At 58.9% G+C, this 17,673-nt stretch carries 17 protein-coding genes; 1 reads left to right on the top strand and 16 read right to left on the bottom strand.

Annotated elements, in window-relative coordinates; translation table 11 throughout:
• Positions 1-38: 38 nt before the first annotated feature.
• From VN622_03195 to trpC, 10 genes are all read right to left on the bottom strand, one after another.
• Positions 39-725, bottom strand: a complete 687-nt coding sequence (locus VN622_03195) for a CoA transferase subunit B (GenBank protein ID HWR34863.1) — start codon at positions 723-725, stop codon at positions 39-41.
• Positions 726-770: 45 nt separating this feature from the next.
• Entirely contained in the window at positions 771-1,472 is a 702-nt protein-coding gene (locus VN622_03190; GenBank protein HWR34862.1) for a CoA transferase subunit A, read from the bottom strand.
• Between the two features lie 199 nt (positions 1,473-1,671).
• Entirely contained in the window at positions 1,672-2,604 is a 933-nt protein-coding gene (locus VN622_03185; protein ID HWR34861.1) for a prephenate dehydrogenase, read from the bottom strand.
• Positions 2,605-3,624, bottom strand: a complete 1,020-nt coding sequence (gene aroF / locus VN622_03180; protein ID HWR34860.1) for a 3-deoxy-7-phosphoheptulonate synthase — start codon at positions 3,622-3,624, stop codon at positions 2,605-2,607.
• A gap of 30 nt (positions 3,625-3,654) precedes the next feature.
• The gene (locus VN622_03175; GenBank protein ID HWR34859.1) at positions 3,655-3,969 is read right to left on the bottom strand and encodes a chorismate mutase; all 315 of its coding nucleotides are present in this window, start codon (positions 3,967-3,969) and stop codon (positions 3,655-3,657) included.
• 37 nt (positions 3,970-4,006) lie between these two features.
• Positions 4,007-4,807, bottom strand: coding sequence for a tryptophan synthase subunit alpha (gene trpA, locus VN622_03170; GenBank protein ID HWR34858.1), 801 nt, complete (start codon positions 4,805-4,807; stop codon positions 4,007-4,009).
• Positions 4,808-4,820: 13 nt separating this feature from the next.
• Positions 4,821-5,336 carry a hypothetical protein gene (locus VN622_03165; GenBank protein ID HWR34857.1) on the bottom strand — a complete coding sequence of 172 codons (516 nt, stop codon included), beginning with the start codon at positions 5,334-5,336 and terminating at the stop codon, positions 4,821-4,823.
• Between the two features lie 30 nt (positions 5,337-5,366).
• Positions 5,367-6,638 carry a tryptophan synthase subunit beta gene (gene trpB, locus VN622_03160; GenBank protein ID HWR34856.1) on the bottom strand — a complete coding sequence of 424 codons (1,272 nt, stop codon included), beginning with the start codon at positions 6,636-6,638 and terminating at the stop codon, positions 5,367-5,369.
• A gap of 4 nt (positions 6,639-6,642) precedes the next feature.
• Positions 6,643-7,314 (bottom strand): phosphoribosylanthranilate isomerase, encoded by a 672-nt coding sequence (locus tag VN622_03155; GenBank protein ID HWR34855.1) that lies wholly within the window; start codon positions 7,312-7,314, stop codon positions 6,643-6,645.
• Positions 7,311-8,120, bottom strand: coding sequence for an indole-3-glycerol phosphate synthase TrpC (trpC, locus tag VN622_03150; GenBank protein HWR34854.1), 810 nt, complete (start codon positions 8,118-8,120; stop codon positions 7,311-7,313). The genes VN622_03155 and trpC overlap by 4 nt, the downstream gene beginning before the upstream one ends.
• A 171-nt stretch (positions 8,121-8,291) precedes the next feature.
• Between trpC and VN622_03145 the strand changes: the two genes are divergently transcribed.
• Entirely contained in the window at positions 8,292-8,762 is a 471-nt protein-coding gene (locus VN622_03145) for a hypothetical protein (protein ID HWR34853.1), read from the top strand.
• A gap of 332 nt (positions 8,763-9,094) precedes the next feature.
• Here VN622_03145 and VN622_03140 read toward each other — a convergent pair whose 3' ends face one another.
• The 6 genes from VN622_03140 to VN622_03115 form a co-directional block, all read right to left on the bottom strand.
• A complete protein-coding gene (locus VN622_03140) occupies positions 9,095-11,608 on the bottom strand; it encodes a CHAT domain-containing protein (protein ID HWR34852.1) in 2,514 nt (837 codons plus the stop codon).
• 184 nt (positions 11,609-11,792) lie between these two features.
• Positions 11,793-12,614 (bottom strand): choice-of-anchor P family protein, encoded by an 822-nt coding sequence (locus VN622_03135; GenBank protein ID HWR34851.1) that lies wholly within the window; start codon positions 12,612-12,614, stop codon positions 11,793-11,795.
• Positions 12,615-12,664: 50 nt separating this feature from the next.
• Positions 12,665-13,354, bottom strand: a complete 690-nt coding sequence (locus VN622_03130) for a zf-HC2 domain-containing protein (GenBank protein HWR34850.1) — start codon at positions 13,352-13,354, stop codon at positions 12,665-12,667.
• 125 nt (positions 13,355-13,479) lie between these two features.
• Positions 13,480-14,055: a sigma-70 family RNA polymerase sigma factor gene (locus VN622_03125; GenBank protein ID HWR34849.1), complete on the bottom strand. Its 576-nt coding sequence runs from the start codon at positions 14,053-14,055 to the stop codon at positions 13,480-13,482.
• Positions 14,056-14,232: 177 nt separating this feature from the next.
• The gene (locus VN622_03120) at positions 14,233-16,284 is read right to left on the bottom strand and encodes a transketolase (GenBank protein HWR34848.1); all 2,052 of its coding nucleotides are present in this window, start codon (positions 16,282-16,284) and stop codon (positions 14,233-14,235) included.
• Between the two features lie 206 nt (positions 16,285-16,490).
• Positions 16,491-17,522: a hypothetical protein gene (locus tag VN622_03115; protein HWR34847.1), complete on the bottom strand. Its 1,032-nt coding sequence runs from the start codon at positions 17,520-17,522 to the stop codon at positions 16,491-16,493.
• Positions 17,523-17,673: the final 151 nt, after the last annotated feature.

The raw sequence follows: 17,673 nt of genomic DNA, 5'->3' as shown, positions 1-17,673 counted from the left end.
CGGAGCTTCTGGCTCCGGCGTATTCAGTCCAGGCGCGCTCAGAAACTCATCGTCTTAAGCGTTGGGCTGATGACCAGCGCGGGTTCTGTAGCGGCCTGCACTTCCTCAATGCTGATGCCGGGAGCGATCTCCTCCAGCACGAGTCCCTGCCCGTGGACTACCTTGATGTAGCCCATTTCCGTGACGATGGTATCGACAACCTTTAGCCCGGTGATCGGGAGCGTGCAACGCTTGAGTATCTTTGGCTGACCGTCACGAGTGGTGTGCTCCATGGCAACGACGACGCGTTTCGCCGACGCAACCAGATCCATGGCACCGCCCATGCCCTTCACCATCTTGCCGGGGATCATCCAGTTCGCCAGGTTACCCTCTTCATCCACTTCCATTGCGCCGAGCACGCTGAAGTCTATGTGCCCGCCACGAATCATGCCAAAGGATTCCGCGCTGGAGAAGAACGCCGTGCCGGGAATTTCGGTGACGGTTTCCTTGCCGGCGTTGATCAGGTCGGGGTCTTCCGTGCCATCCACCGGGTAAGGGCCAACACCGAGCATACCGTTCTCGCTTTGCAGAACTACGTCGATGTCATCCGGCACGTAGTTTGCGACCAGCGTCGGCATCCCGATACCGAGGTTGACGTAGAAGCCGTCGCGAAGTTCCTGCGCCACGCGCTTGACGATCAACTCGCGTTTCGCGGGATCCATCTGCTTGCCCAACTTTGAAACCATTCCGCCGCCCATAGTCTCCGTCCTCACTCCTTCGTCGCCCCCGTGTCAGGCTGTGGCCTTCCGTACTGTACGGCGCTCGATGCGCTTCTCTTCAGCAACGGCTTGGAAAATGCGTTTAACGTAAATGCTCGGCGTGTGTACCTGCTCGGGTGGAATCTCACCGGGATCGACCAGGTGCTCGACCTCGGCGATGGTCACCTTGGCGGCTGCCGCCATTATCGGATTGAAATTCTGAGCTGTCTTTCGATAAACGAGATTGCCCCACTTATCGCCCTTCCACGCCTTGACAAGCGCGAAGTCTGCGCGCAACCAGCGTTCCATGACGTAGAGCCGGCCATCGAACTCGCGCGTGTCCTTACCTTCCGCAACGATGGTGCCAACACCGGTGGGCGTGAAGAACGCCGGGATGCCAGCGCCGCCTGCGCGGATACGTTCGGCAAAGGTGCCTTGAGGAATCAGCTCCAGGTCGATACGGCCGCCCAACACCATCTCCTCCAGCAGGCGATTCTCGCCGACGTAGCTGCCCTTATGGCTCGTAATCTGACCACTGCGTAAAAGCAGTCCGAGACCGAAATCGTCGACACCTACATTGTTGCTGATGGTGTGAAGGTTCTTGACGCCCTTCTTGACAAGGGCGGAGATCAGATTTTCAGGGATGCCACATAGGCCGAAGCCACCGACCATGAGCGTGGCGCCATCGCGGATATCGAAGATGGCGTCTTCAGCGTTCGCAAAGACTTTGTTCATGATGTTCGCGCCGTAAACGACAACACAAATTGTGAGATGCAGACCGAGATAAAACGGGTGGACCGCTGTAAGGGACCCCACATCCACTTCAACAGCGAGAGGTGATTCTAACCACGGTACTGCGTTGACGCAAATCTTTGTGTCAAAAATGCAGGGCTGAAGGTGTGCCGTGTTCAAAGAATCGGTCTTGTTCAGCCTGCTAGAACTTCGGCGGTTCGAACTCATCTTTCGCCTTGGGCGGCAGGAAGAGTTCGTGCGCGCGCTCGAACTCTCCCTGCAACCCGCGCGTCCTCAGGTTCTCCCGAAGGTGCGCCAGTCGTTGCTCCACCTTGAGCAGCGCATCGTGCAGGTTTTGTGTGTTCGTGAAAGCGATGTCTCGCCACATGCCGTACGGGCTCCTGGCGATGCGCGTCATGTCGCGCAGTGCTGGTCCGCTGAGCGCATCGCGGGCCACATCGCCCCCGACCTCGTCGGCGACGCAGGCCGCCAGCGCCGTCGATAGCATCTGCGGAAGATGACTGACGTAGGCGCATATCCGGTCGTGACGCTCCGGGCTGATCATCACCACTTGCGCGCCGATCGATTCCAGCAGTCGCATGTATTCGCCATGCAGGCTTCGCGTGAACTCCGGTCGCACGGCAGCCGAGGCGCCGCCCGCTGGCGCGATAACCCAGGTCGCATTCGCAAAGAGGTCCGCCTGCGCCTGCTCGATGCCGCCGGTCTCTTTGCCGGAGATGGGATGCCCCGGAAGGAAGCGTCTCGACCCAGCGTCACCGAAGACCTGCTGTGCGCGCGCAACGATTTCAACCTTGGTGCTGCCGGTGTCGGTGATGAGCACGTCCGGCGATAGCACGGGACCGAGCCGCTCGATGTGGTCGATGATGGAACCGATTGGCGTGGCAAGCATGACCAACTGACTGCCTTCGCAAGCGCGGACGGGATCGACCTCGCCGGCATTGATGGCGCCCAACTTCAGCGCGCGTTCAAGAACGTCAGGCCGGTCACATCCGACGATACGTCCGCCGAACCCCGCTGCCTTGATCGCCAGCGCGAATGAGCCGCCGATAAGGCCGGTGCCTACGATGGTGATCTGCTCGATTTGCATCTGAAGATTGTACGTGCGCGAAGACACTTAAGCGATGGTGCGTTCGACTGCGGGAGCGATGATGCGCAACTGCTGCATGAGTTCGCTGAACTGCTCGGGATAGAGTGATTGCGCGCCGTCGCTGAGGGCCTTGTCGGGCGCGGGATGCACCTCGATGAGCAGCGCATCGGCTCCGGCTGCGACGGAAGCACGCGCCATAGGAGCAACCTTATCGCGACGCCCGGTGCCATGCGAGGGATCGGCCGTCATGGGCAGGTGAGAGAGTTTATGAACGATGGGGATAGCCGAAATGTCCATCGTGTTGCGCGTGTAAGTTTCAAACGTGCGAATGCCGCGTTCGCACAGAATGACGTCGTAGTTGCCACCAGCGAGGATGTACTCGGATGAGAGTAGAAGCTCCTCGATCGTTGCGGCGATGCCGCGCTTCAAAAGCACGGGCTTGCGCACGTTGCCGAGCTCCCGCAGCAGATTGAAGTTCTGCATATTCCGCGCGCCTACCTGGAGAATGTCGACGTACGACAGCATGGTGTCGATCTGCGAAATCTCCATGACTTCGCTGATGGCCAGGAGCCCGTGCGCGTCCGCCGCTTCGCGCAGCAACTTCAAGCCTTCGAGCCCCAGGCCCTGGAAGGCATAGGGCGATGAGCGAGGTTTGAACGCGCCTCCTCGTAATACGCGCGCGCCGTTCCGGCTCACCAGCTCCGCTGACGCAAAGATCTGCTCGCGCGACTCCACCGAACACGGTCCGGCCATGACGACCACGGACTCGCCACCAATTTCGACTCCGTTCGCAAACCGCACACGCGTGCCTTCGGGACGGAAGCTGCGTCCCGCCAACTTGTATGGCGATGAGATGCGGTGCACTTCCTGTACGCCCGGCAGCAACTCCAGCATCCGCATGTCGAAGTCGACGCGCGCGCCAACCACGCCCAGCACCGTCTGACGCACGCCGGTGCTGCGGTGCACCGTGAGGCCCAGCTCGACCAGGGTGTCGATCACATGCTGGATCTGATCCTCACTCGCCGAATCTGCCATCGCTACGATCATGCTGTTTTGTTCTCGCGCGCTTGCGCGAACTCAGTCCTGCGGATCCAGCTCGGTTTCACCCGATACATTGGGCACTTTCGCACCAATCTCTTGCGTTTGAATGTTGCGCATTACGTCGATGATGCGCTCGTAAACCTGCTTAAGTTCGGAATCAACGAGCGGGCCGCGATTTGCGCGTTGCACGTTCTCGAAGATGATCTTCTCACGGTCAGGTTCATAGATGCGCGCCTGCGTCTGCCGCTTCAGTCGACCGATCTCGCGCGCAGCTTTGGCGCGTTCGTTCAGTAACTCCACGAGTCGTGCGTCAACTTCATCGATCTTCTTGCGCCAGCCGTTGATGTCCATCGCTGCTGTCGTTGCGAACTCCGTCTCACGTTTGATTTTACAATGCCGAAGCGCCAGCCGGTGTCGCTCCCCAGCGCCGGCGCGAGCTGACAAGACGGTGTACGAATGACGCGACCGCTTCCGCTGGCTCGTCCGGATTGCGTTCGATGGTTTGCACGATGGCCGAACCGACTACAGCCGCATCCGCAAAGCGTCCAACGGACGTGAATTGCTCCGCCGTCGAAATTCCGAAACCGACTGCGATGGGAAGGCCGGTGAACTTGCGTAGACGAGCAACCAGGCCCTCAGCATCACCGGTCAGTTCCTTCTGCGTACCGGTCACTCCCGTGCGCGAGACGGCGTAAACAAATCCAGTGCTGGCGTTGGCGATGCTGTGCAGGCGATCGTCAGGGCTGGTGGGCGACGCCAGGAATACCGTCGCCAGCGACTGCGCGCGCATGTGGCGTATGTAGTCGCCAGCTTCCTCAATCGGCAAGTCGGTGACGAGCGCGCCATCAACCCCTGCCTCGCGCGCGTCGCGGCAGAAGCGTTCCACTCCGTAGCGCATGATGGGGTTCATGTAGGAGAAGACGATCAACCCGGCTCTGGAGCGCTCGCGTATCTCGCGCGCAATCTGCAGTACGTCAGCGAGCGTCGTCTTCTTCGTAATCGCACGCTCACTGGCGCGCTGAATGACGGGACCGTCCGCGACGGGGTCGCTGAACGGAACGCCAAGTTCGATGATGTCTGCACCGGCTCCAATGGCAGCCAGCGCGATGTCGCGCGTCGCCTTTACCGATGGATCACCACAAGTCAGATAAACGACAAGTCCCGGACGGTTTGCAAATTCCATGGCCATAAAAATTTATAAATTACGATTGTGCGTACTTGCTGACCCAGTCATCGTGTTCGCGCTGGAGTACTTTGTCAATCCATCCGACGTAGCGTCGGCCACTTGCATCCTTGCCGATCCACACACGCGTGGAAGGCTCAATCTTTGTGTCTCCAGCCTCGCTGAAGATAAGAGAATCCTGGCCCTGAAGTGCCGCCTTAAACTGTTCGAGGTTGTCAGTGTAGAACTGCGTCGTCATCAGGCGGTCATTGAAAAACGTCATGACCAGCTCGCCCTTGCTTGCGTTGTGCGGCCAGTTCTTTTTCGAAATCGTAAAGATACGAAACGGTGGCCGCTTGTCGCTGGGGAGCGGACGCCTGTCTTCCAGCACATCCCAGTTACCGGCCTCCAACTCGAGCACCCGCTGCGCCGTCTGCAAGCTCTGTCCGCTGTATAACGGAGCGATAAGTTTTGATGGTTTGTGCTCGCCTTCCCTGCGGCACGCGCCCAGCAACAGCACTAACACGATTGCAACAACGTACGCTCTGCGATTCATGACACTCGCTCTTTCATACAGCGCCACCGCTCAGAATTTCAGCTTCTCGCGCAGGATTCCAATGTCCTTGTCGCCACGGCCGCTGACGTTCACGATAATGATGTCCGTCTTCCTCATCCTCGGCGCGCGCTTCACGCACTCGGCAACGGCGTGCGATGACTCCAGCGCAGGAATGATTCCCTCCGTCCGCGCCAGCAGACTACAGGCCGCAAGCGCTTCGTCGTCGCTGGCGGAAACATACTCCGCCCGGCCGGTGTCCGCGAGCATCGCGTGTTCAGGACCGATCGCCGCATAGTCAAGGCCGGCGGAAACCGAGTGTGTTGCGGCAATCTGTCCGGCATCGTCCTGTAGCACGTAGGAGTATGTCCCCTGCAGAACGCCTGGCGCTCCTCCGCTCATTCGAGCAGCATGTTCGCCAAGCGCCTTGCCGCGTCCGCCCGCTTCCACTCCGATCAGTTGCACGCGCTTTTCGCCGATGAAATCGTAGAACACGCCAATGGCGTTGGAGCCTCCACCAACGCACGCGATGATTGCCGTCGGCAGCTTGCCTTCGGCATTCATAATCTGCTCGCGCGCTTCCTGCCCAATGATGCGATGGAAATCGCGCACCATCATAGGGTACGGATGTGCACCAAGCACGCTGCCCAGAAGGTAATGCGTACTGCTCACGTTCGTGACCCAGTCACGCATGGCTTCGTTGATAGCGTCCTTCAGCGTGCGCGATCCAGACTCGACGCCGCGCACTTCCGCACCCAGTAATCTCATGCGAAATACGTTCAGTTCCTGGCGGCGCATGTCCTCCGTGCCCATGTAGACCACGCACTCCATACCCATGAGAGCACAGACGGTCGCGGTGGCGACACCGTGCTGGCCAGCGCCGGTTTCGGCGATGATGCGATGCTTGCCCATGCGGCGCGCGAGCAGTCCCTGTCCGAGGCAGTTGTTGATCTTGTGCGCGCCGGTGTGCAGAAGGTCTTCGCGCTTCAGGTATATCTTCGCCCCGCCAAGTTTTCGGGTCAGGTTCGCGGCGAAGGATAAAGCCGTGGGACGCCCCGCGTATTCACGTAACAGCCGCTGCAACTCATCCTGAAAGCTGCGGTCGTGTTTGGCGCGCTCGTAGGCTTGTTCCAATTCCTGTAGCGCCGCCATGAGCGTTTCCGGCACGTAGCGCCCGCCGTACGCTCCGAAGCGCCCAGCGGTGGCGGAGACCTTCGCGGCACGTGGCGCGAGCTTCGCTTTGCGGTTTGTCTCAGGCTTCTTCTTCGTGCGTTTAACAGCCGTTTTCGATTCGCGCACAGCCATTCAGTCAGCTTCTCTTCTCTGCCTGTCGCACTGCGTCGACAAAGGCGTTCATCTTTTCGAAATCTTTCTTGCCGGGTTCGCGCTCGACCCCGCTTGCTACATCTACACCCCAAGGGCGCAAGATCGAGATTGCAGCGCTCACATTTTCAGGCCGCAACCCGCCGGCGACAATGACACGAACGTGCACGGAGACGCCCGCGAGAAGTTCCGCGACCTGCTGCCAGTCGAATGTTGTTCCGGTCCCGCCGCGTGTTTTCGAGGTAACGGAGTCAAGCAGTACTGTATCCACGCCGCTGCCTTCCGCAAACTCACGTACAACGGATTCCATTCCGTCCACGACGTGAACTGTCTTGATGATTTTCAGCGTCTGCGGTTGCGCATTCGTACGTTTCGTAAACAACTCGCGCGCGAACTGTGCGTCCTCATCGCCGTGCAACTGCACGGCCGTGAGTCCGGCGCGCTGCGCCACGTTGCGGATAACGTCGGCTCGCTCGTTCGAGAACACGCCGACCTTCTCGATATGCGGCGGTAATTCCGCCGTGATCGCGGCAGCCGTGGCTACGTCGATGCGGCGCGTGCTGGGCGCGAAGATCAGGCCGACGGCGTCCGCGCCGGCGCGCACGGCGGCACGCGCGTCGTCGGCGTTCGTCATGGCGCACAATTTCACCCAGGTCACCGGCTTGCTCCCGCAGCGCCGGTCGCAGAAATCAACTTCTTCAACTCGTCACCCGGCATCTCGGCGCTCATAAGCTGCTCGCCGATGAGGAACGCCTGATACCCGTCGTCGCGGAGGCGTTGGAGATCCTCGGCATTCCTGATTCCGCTCTCGGCGACGCGAAGGGCGTTCGCAGGAAGTTTGGCCACGAGATCCGTGAAAGTACGCAGATCCACAGACATAGTCCGGAGATTGCGGCTGTTCACGCCAATGATGTCGGCTCCGGCGTCGCACGCGCGCTGCACTTCTTCGGCGTCGTGCGTTTCGCAGAGCACGTCCAACTGAAGTTCGCGGGCACGTACGGAGAGGCGAATCAGCTCGGCCTGGCTCAAGGCGGCGACGATCAGCAGCACGGCGTCCGCACGGTTCGCGCGTGCTTCCAGCAACTGGAACTCATCGACTATGAAGTCTTTTCGCAGGCATGGCATGTCCGTCGCAGCCGAGGCTTCGCAGAGATTTGCGAGCGAGCCTTGAAAGTAATCTTCTTCCGTCAGTACCGAAAGCGCGACAGCACCGGCTGTTTCGAGTTGGTTCGCGATTCCGGCCACATGAAAGGGACTGCGGATGAGCCCACGCGAGGGCGAAGCCTTCTTCAACTCGGCGATGACGGCAACGCGAGTGCGCGCAGCTTCGACGAGTGCGCATCGAAAGCCGCGGGGCGAGTGCGCCGCAGCGCGTGTCTCCAGACCCGCCATATTGGCGGTGCTTTTCGCTTCAACCAGGCGGCTGCGAACTGCCGCTACAATTTCTTCAAGTTTCACTGGCATAGGTTGTTCATTTCAGTATAACTGCCGATTTCACGACGGAAGCGCATTGTTGGCCCACAACCTGGCAAAGCACCCGCCGTGCCCCGCAATCTTCACTTGACATGGTTTTTCAGTTGGACTAGCGTACGCGCCCAGCGTCGCCGTTGAGCGGAGACAATCGGAGGGATCGATATGCAGAGGCCTACGGGCGTGACGGTACTGGCAATTCTCCACTTCATCTCGGCGGCTTTTCTTCTCTTGATCAGCGGTGGTCTGCTCCTCGGAGGCGGCATGGTCGGAGCCGTTCTCGGAGGCACGGCGGCCGGCGAACACTCCATGGCTGGCGGACTCGGACTCGGCCTGCTGCTCGGAGGATTGGGGAGCGCGGTGTTCTTTGTTCTTGCCGGTATATCAGCCGTACTGGGCTGGGGACTGTTTTCGCTGATGAACTGGGCGCGCATCATCAGCATCGTCTTCGCCGCGATTGGAGCCGTTTCGAATGCAGCGAGACTGCTCGTGTCGCTCATTCACTTCCATATCTTCGGCGTTTTGTGGAGCGTCGTCATGTTCGGCATCGACGCCCTGATTATCTGGTACCTTGTGCAGCCACACGTGAAAGCCGCATTCGAACAACGTACGCAGAGGACCATCATCGCAAGCTAACTGAGGTCGTGGGCTCAGGACTGCCGCCTTGGCGGCCGCTTTTGCGGAGGCAGAATCGACATCGCGAGGAAATGTTATTGCACGCTGGCAATAGTTCGGGACCGGCACGCTGCCTCCCCCAAGCCAGCACACCAGTCCCGTCTATCTGGTCAGGCGTTCTCAACTTCAGGAACACAACCCGCCAGCATTCCCTTACAGTCAGTAGTGCACCTGCACACCAAAACGTTTCAGGAAAAGTGAATTTTTTTCATGCTGGGTAAGGAGAGTACCTCAGCAGCTAGACCTTGCACGTCGTTTCGACTTTTTATGCTGACCTATTCTCATTCAGCCGCTTACGACCCGGAATAAAGCTGGAAGGGCGCCCAATAGAACGGGCGGCGATAGACGGAATTGGAGTGCAGCATTGCCAGCTTAGCTGAGCGCAGGGCAGTTGCTGGGTCTTTGCCCTTGCCCATCTCGGAATAGAGTCCATCCATCAACTGAGGAGTCGAGGCATCGTTCACTTCCCAGAGGGCGGCAATGACGTGATGGGCGCCAGCGCGCAGGAACGCCCAGGACAATCCAACAAGTCCCTCGCCCGAGTAGGCGCGAGTGCCGGCGCCATGGCAGGCCGAGATCGTCACCAGGTCCGCCGAGAGCGGCTGCTGCATGATGTCGCGCGCGTACAGCTTCGAGTTGTCGCCGTCCTTCGAGAGAATGATGCTGGAATCCAGCGGACTCGTGCGGCTCGCCGTGGCGTGCGCGACAAAATGAATATACGAATACGCACCGGCATTGCTCGCCGCGTATGCTCGTGGCTTTGCCTCGCCGGCGGCAAGGACCAGGCGCAGTTCGGGCGCGAAGTGCTCTTCGACGCGCTTCAGTTCCTGGGCGGCCTGCGGAAGCGGTGGGAACTCGCTCTCCGTGTACTTCGGATCGCCGATGAGAAGAAGATTTTTCGCACGCGAGGGATGCTTGCGCGCCGGAGCCGCGAGCAGCGCGATCGAACTGCCATTGGTAATGACCGCATCCTCGATCCAGTAATGAAGCTGCTGTCCCGGCACGAGAAGGGTTTCGAAGTTCAGCGCGTGCAGCGGTCCGTCGGCGAGTACGATGACCCGCGAGCCGGGGGCGAGCAGTTTCTGAGCGGGCGCGACGAGAACGTTATAGAGCTCCTGCCCTGTCGTATTGGCTGCTTCACGAACGTCGCGCGGACCCATCAGCACATTGCGGTAATCCTGTAGCTTGGTGATGATGTCGGTGTCGGATGGCAGCCGGAACAACTCGGTCCGCGACGGCGACACGGCCCAGAGATATGACTGACCGGGCTTCAGCCAGTAGTACAGCAGAACTGCCTTATGCTTGCCGGCGACGAGGACGGGTTTGAAAGCCGTCGCTTTCGGATCGGCGTCCAGTCCAAGTCCTTCCGCTAACGTGCGCGCACGACTGTGTTCGGCGACCCTTAGCGCCTCTTCGGTCCGATGGTTGGCGATGAGGAAATCGATGTAGTCGTTGTAGAAGCGCTTGGCGCTGCCGAGAAACGACAGGCGCTGCTCTTCTTTCTTGATCCCCGAACGCGCGCTGTCGATGGTCCTGAGGGCCGTCCGAAACTGTGCATCAGCGCGTGCAGTGTTTCGCTGGGCCGCGTATAGATTTCCCAGTTCGGCCTGCGCCTCCCACCTGAGCGACACGTTCTCACCGGCTTCGTGTACGACGCGCTGCAGCATCCTGATAGCGCCGGCACGGTCGTTGCGACCGGCTGCGATGCGCGCCGCGTTCTGCGACGAGTACAGTGCCGACGTGGCGTCGCCGATCGCACGCTTCATCTCAAACGCTTCCCGGTTGTACTGCTCGGCACGGTCGAAGTCGCGTGTCTCAATCGCGGTCGCGGCAAGATTGCTCAGGGCAATCGAGGCGGCACTCTTGTTCTCCAGCTTTCGGGCAATCTCCAGCGCCCGCCGGTAGTAGTTCGCGGCCTCGGCGTATTCACGCTGCTCGTAGTGGATGCTGCCGATGTTGGTGAGCCAGAGGAGTTGGTCTTTTAGAAGCCCGAGCTGCGCGGCAAGCGATTCGGATTCGGTAAAGAGCGACAGCGCTTTTTCGGTGTCACCCATCTTGAAATAGCACCAGCCGAGGTTGCCGAGCGTTTTCGATGTTTGTGTTTTGTTACCTAGCTTTTCAGAAATATTGCGGGACTGGGTCAGCCAGTCGATGGCTTGGTCATAGTGCTGACGCCTCAGCGCAATCACGCCGAGACTTCCAAGAGCATTCGCCTGAACAAATTGTTTATTGCGGTCTCGTGCGATTGCAAGCGAGCGCAACAGGTGGCGCTCACCAGCGGGTAGGTCATTTCGCAGAATCGAAAGAGCCCCCTGCGCCAAATTCACATCGGCAAGCAAATCGGGATGCCTGGCGGTTGCGAGTTGCTGAGCCTCTGACAAGCGGCTCTCCGCCTCATTAAACCGCTGGAGATAGTAGTTGGCTGCTCCCTGTGTGATTTTCAGTCGAATAGAAATTTCGTCCGATGCGAGTGACACAGGCAGATTTTCTTCGAGCAGAGCGATGGATTCCTTGCTCTTGCCTTGCCAGATGAGTGTTTCGGCTTTGAGAACGCGGAAGCGCCACGCTGAATCAGGATTGCTGTACTGGAATTTAGTCCAGCCTTGGTCGGCTAGCAGGAACGCCTGCGGTAGTTCGCCACGTTCGAATGTCGCTCGCGCCTCGTGGAAAAGCGCTTCTGGGTTTCTCTGGGAAAGGCGATTACATCCGGCCAACCCCAACAGAGCGCAAACAATTACAGTTCCGACCGGAGGCAAAGGGATGCGCTGTGTTCGCACACAAATCGCGTGTAGTAAACGGCTAGCCATATGGTTGGTTGAATCAGCGACAAACGATAGGATCTTTTGTGGAAGAAGGCAATAGCGGATGGTTTTGGGCAGGTTGGGGCTTCCTGGGATTGGTGATCGACCAATCCCAGGTCTAGGTCAGAATTGCACTAGGCTAGAAATCCGGATTGGCAAAGGGCCAATCCCTAAAGAGCACACAACACAGTTACGGGTAGAGCGTACCGTTGCCCTCGATGCCGGCGACCGTCACGTCTCCACCCACCGGTGAGCCCATCGCCAGGCGCATCATCGTGAGACGCCGCGAATTTTCTTTCATCAGGATTTCGCCCAGGAAGATGGTTCCAAAGTTCGCCACGATTATCACGTTGCCGTAAATCTGAACGTCAGGGCAGGCGCACTTGATGGACTTGATCAGCGAGCACGGTATGATTCCCTTGGACTCCGGCAGAGCCCCCCGAGGAGTCACCCACTTATAGCGCTGTTTCAGCCATTCCGGCGCATTTCCATCAACGTCGTCCCAGAGAAAGCGCTTCTGCGCCGTCTTCCGGAAGTCAGGGTCGTCCTGGTATTTTTTCTTGAACTTGTCCTGGGTGTCGAGGTTGGCGAAAAGGCTCAAGTCGAGTTCGACTTCGACCGGGTAACCGGCAATCTGTAAGTTCACGAACTCGCTGCCGGCCGCGACGATGCAGCCCTCGGTGTCGTCCGGTTTGCATTTCGACGAGAGCCGAGCCACGATGCGGTCGGCGGTGACCACATTGTTGATATTCAGGCCTTCAATGGTTGCGGTGATCTCGGTGTTGTGTGCGCCGTCCAGTTCGTCTCGCTTGCCTGAGACTTCGCCGCTCGCGCTCTTGTAGCCGATGATGTCTTGAAGTTTGTACTCGCCGGCCTTCGCTGAGCCGTAGCCGCCTGTAATGGGCAGCGACGTCGCCGCGACAGGATCAAGGGTTTGGCTGATGGGCCAGCGAATCTCGCCGCCTAATGCGCAACCGTTGGCATTGTAGAAAAAGGTCTTTGCAGTATCCATACACTCCAGTCTGTTGTCTCCGAAGTTTCGGAACTACTCGTCGATTTGAATTACTTGACCCGCACTGCGAAAGGAAGCCGTGCGACTTCCTGCCCCGGTGTGCTTGCCGCTTGCTCATTACGGTTTCCAAGCACGACGAGATAATACTGCCCGGATTCGAGTGTGGCACCAGGAATCAGCAACTGAACGGAATCCCGCGCCTGTTGCGCTGGGACGCCTACAGAAAACAGCCGCTTGCCAGACTCGCTCTGCACTTCGCAGGAATACGACGAGAATTCGCTGCTGGAGGGAATATCGAAATAAAGCCCGAAGGGAGTGTTCTTTTCGACCGCGATCGTAATGCCGGACCCGCTTCGAGACCCGGCTGTTACCAGAGAGAAGGTCGCAAGCGCTTGCGGAGCCGCGGCGGACTTCCCGCGATTCATCCTCGGAATTGTGACAAAGTTCTGGTAGCCAACAACGACAAGCAATATCGCCAGGAGCGGCGCGGCGTACGCCGGACGCAGCCAGGCAAACCAACTGCGCTTGTTGTCCACGGCCGCTTCGGCTTTCCTGGGCGCCAACTCCGCGCGCAGAACCTCGCGGACGTTGTCCACGAAAACGGCGGCAGACTTCACGTCCGCTGCACATTCTTCACATGAAAAGTAGTGATCCTCGAAAGCATCACGTTCGCTCGCAGTGAGTTCGCCGAGCAGATACTTTTCAGCCGCGATCATCTTGATTGCTTCAGAATGATCCATAGAATCCTGCACCCTTCGAAGCGCTTACCGATGGGGGTGGCGGCACCCGTAAACGGGTTCGGCAACATAGACCTTCATTGCCTGTGAATAAGTGATTCAAGAGTCGCAATCGTTTCGCCTCAAACCTATTTACTTGCAAAAAAACTCGGCAGTCCCGCCTGGGCATATTTCGCCCTGAACTGTGTTTTTGCTCGATGAAGCAAGACCCGCAGGTAGTCCCGGTCAACGCCGAAGTCCTTACACACCTGGTCTTTACTCTGTTCCTCAAGGAAGACCGCCCGCAGCACGCGACGATCCCGCTCCGCCAGGCCGTCCAGAATCTGCTCAACCATGCGCTTCGCCTCGTCAGAAACCAGCTTCCGGTCGAGATCGATGGTCTTGTCCGGCGGATCGTCTCCGTCCTCAAGGCTCTCGGTGCGGGCATTCGCTCTGTACTGTTCAAGAAGAACGTTGTTGCAGACGGAATTAACAAAAGCGCCCAGGCGTTCCGGATGATCTATGCCACGGTCTTTCTTGAGGATTGCCAGCACGCGAACGAAAGTTTCTTGCCGGACGTCTTCAATCAAGTCGTGCGACAGAAACCTGGCTCGCAGCTTGATGACGAGAAGCTCGCTGAAATAATTGACGAAGTGCTGCTGTGCAGCCGGATCTCCGGCTTTGAGGCCCTGCACATATGCTTCGTCAAATGTGTACAAAACCACGTTCAGCCTCTCGGATTTAGCCTCAGGAGTATAACCGTTTGAATCGTAAGCACAAAAGCATCCTTTCTTGCCGACGGGGTAGGAACGTAGTGGCGTCCCTTCGGAATCTGTGCCGGTAGAACTTCTATAAAAAGAAGGCTCTCCGGCGCGGAGAGCCTTTTGGAATATCAGTCAAAACTACCGGGCGGTGGCGACCAGTTCCTTAGTGGCTTTCTCGTTCTTCGAGCGCATCAGTTCGGCGGCCTTCTGCGCGATGTGTTCGGCGGAGACTTCGAACTCCTTTACCAGTTCCCACGGTGCGCCGGAGTCGCCGAAGCGGTCTTTCACGCCGATGTAGCCCGTGATGACCGGAGTGCGGTAGAGCTCGGGGCTCTCCATGATCGCGCCCGCCACGCGCCAGCCCAGTGCGCCGATCTGGTGCTCTTCCGCCGTCACTACAACGCCGGTGTCCTTCGCCGCGTGCAGGATGGCCGCTTCGTCGATCGGCTTCATGGTGTGCATGTTGATGACGCGCGTCTCGTAGCCGAAATCCTTTTTCAGGATGTACGCGGCACGCATCGCCTCTGGAACCATCGGTCCGCAAGCGATGATCGTCAGGTCCTCGTTCTCGTTCTTGTAATCACTCTCAAGAACGGTTTCGAACGCCTCGACAAAGTTATCGTTCTCACTCCGCAGACGTATGACGTTGGCTTTGCCGAAGACGAAAGGCGTGCTGGCATCGCTGACGATCGGGGTTGCTTCACGCGCGAAGCGCACGTACTTCGGCCCGACGTGCTGCATGAGGAGATAACTGGTTGCCTTCTTCGCTTCAACCGAATCGGCGGGAACTACGACCGTCATGTTCGGCAGGCTGCACATCGCAAACAGGTCTTCGAGGGCCTGGTGGGTTGCGCCGTCAGGACCGACGCTGACGCCGCCGTGCGCGCCCGCAATCATCACGTTGAAGTTGCCGTAACAGATTGAGACGCGGATCTGGTCCAGGTTGCGCGCCGCCGCGAAAGTCGCATAGGTGCCAAAGACTGGCAGTTTGCCTTCCTTGGCTAAACCTACGGCTGCTGCCGTCGCCGACTGCTCGGCGATGCCCATCGAAAGCCACCGTTCTTTGCGTTCCGGATTCTTGGCGTAGAACTCGCTGATCGTGATCGAGCCTGAAATATCCAGCCCAAGACACACGATGCGCGGATCATCGCCGTTTGCTGCCAATGACTCGCCAAAGCCCATGCGGGTAGGCTTCATGGCAACCTTCATCGTGCTGTCGGCGTTCCACCAGTAGTTGCGGGTGAACTTCGGCATCTTGGCTTCGAGCTTTTTGTCCACCTGTGCCTGGTACGCCTTCGCGTGCGCGAACATCGCTTCGTAAGGAACCTTGTTTTCTACGCCGAGTTCGATCAAGCCCTTCATCATCTCTTCGCGGTTCGGAGCCTTGCCGTGCCACCCGGCAACATTCTCGCAGAAGCTGACGCCCTTGCCCTTTACGGTATCGCAAAGCAACAGCGTGGGCTTGCCGTTCTTGTTGTTCTTGGCTCCGGTGAGGCCGTCCACCACCTGCTTCATGTCGTGGCCGTTAATGCGAATCACGTTCCACCCGAACGCCCTGTACTTGTCGGCGACCGGTTCGATCTTCATCACGTCTTCGACCTTGCCGTCGATCTGCAGGCCGTTGTTGTCGATAATTCCGATAACGTTGTCCAGTTTGTAGTGTGCCGCTTCCATCGCGGCTTCCCAGATCTGGCCTTCCTGCTGTTCGCCGTCTCCCATGATGCAGAAGACGTGGTAATTCTTCTTGTCCAGCTTGGCAGCGATCGCGTTGCCAACGGCGATTGAGAGCCCTTGTCCCAACGAACCGCTGGAGCACTCCACGCCCGGCAGTTTGAGCCAGTGCGGATGGCCCTGGAACGGCGATGAAAGCTTGCGCAGCAGCGCCACATCCTGCTTCTCGCAGAAGCCGGCAAATGCCAGTCCGATGTAAAGCGCGGGCGCCTTGTGTCCACCCGACCAAATGATGCGGTCGCGGTCTTCCCACATGGCGTTCTGGGGATCCTGGTCGGCGACTTTCAGGTACAGAGCCGCGGTGATGTCCATGATCGAGAGCGTCCCGCCTGCATGGCCGGATCCTGCGGCGCAAAGGGCCACCAGGTCGTAGCCGCGCATCTCGGCTGCCAGGTCGGTGAGTTCCTCGAGGGAGTAGTCCTTGATCAGTCTTCCGAGTTTGGAGTTGAGAAGTGCCATGTTTTCCTCGTGCCTGGGAATCTGCATTGGCAGAAACGTGCCAAAGCTGGCAGCAGGGAATGCATTCCGCTCAATCGGCGGCAGTCCCAGAACCGCCCTAAGCTAACCGTATTAGCCGCTTTAAGCAGTGAGCGACGTCACAATTTGCTTGTGACGCTAAAAGGGGACACCCATCGGGCTGCGCTACATCACGTCCAGCGAGGTATTTACTGCGGAGGCTCTGACTGATCTTGCTGTGGCTGATTGGGCTGTTGCCGTTGTTGCTGTTGCTGTTGTTGTTGCTGCTGGCGCTGGAGCATCTGCAACTCGCGGAGAAGCTGTTCGGGGCTCTTCACTTGTGGTTGGTTCGGATTGGCAGGAGTCGGGTTCGGCTCACCGGGCTGTGGCGTTGGCTGCTCAGCCGTAGGGGGAGTGGACTGCATGCCTGGGTTCTGCGATGCACCCGGGTTGACGACCTGCGGTACGGCTGGCGTTTCACCCGGTTGTGGCGTGCCCGGCTGCTGCTGCGGTTGATTATCTGGCGGCGGTTCTTCGGACGAGTTGTCCTCGCCCATCTCGCGCTCAGGAGCATTGTCTTGCTCGCTCTCGTTCCCCTCGTCAACTTCAACATCGGCAGCATCGGAATTCGCAGCTTGTCCGCTACGTATGTGCGGTTGCGCTCCTGAGTTCTGCGCTGAGACGGACTGTGAAGCAGAAGCCGAAGGGCCACTCTGTCGCTGCGTAAGGATGACGCGGTCGATTGCGCCGGGACGCTGTGCCGATCCAAGAATGATGTAGTCGAAACGTGAGCCGTTGAACAGCGATGCCAGCACGTCTTTCGGCTGTCCGGGACCGAGCTTCACCGCCACCCGCTCGGCGAGGTTGCTGGAAGGTGAATCGATGCTGGTGCCCATCGTGCGCTTCAGCGCGTTCAGGATGTCGCCGATAGTAGAGTTTTGCGATGCAATGCTGAGAAGACCGTTCTGATAACTTACCTGCGGCGCAGCCGCCGGCAACTGCTCCGGCGTTTGGGGCGGAGGCGGTTGTACGGGCGGCGGGTCCGTGCGCGTCTGCGTACGGGTCGCTTTCGGTTTAGCCTTGCGATTCTGCGTTCTTGCAGTGCCGCGCGCGGCTGGAGGCGCAGTTTGCGCCACTAGCACTCCCGAGAGTGCGGCGATGGCCACGAGTTTGAATGTAAGGCGTAGCATGAGGTGAAGCAATTCGCTGCGCTGGAGAGCCTTCTGCGCAGATTCTAGCACTCGGCAGGCGTCTCAATGGCCAGCCTCTTTGTAATTTTGATGCGAGCGTAGGATTAGCCAGGTGAATCTGTCGAGACATTCGGGCGGAAACGTGCAGCCTCGAACATCCAGGCCACGCTGTTTGCGCATCTACTTGGATGTATCCTTTTCT

The organism is Clostridia bacterium, assembly GCA_035561135.1.
In the GTDB taxonomy this organism is placed as follows: domain Bacteria; phylum Acidobacteriota; class Terriglobia; order Terriglobales; family Acidobacteriaceae; genus DATMYA01.
The sequence above is the reverse complement of the archived record's forward strand: the minus strand, read 5'-3'. Positions and strand labels throughout refer to the sequence as shown.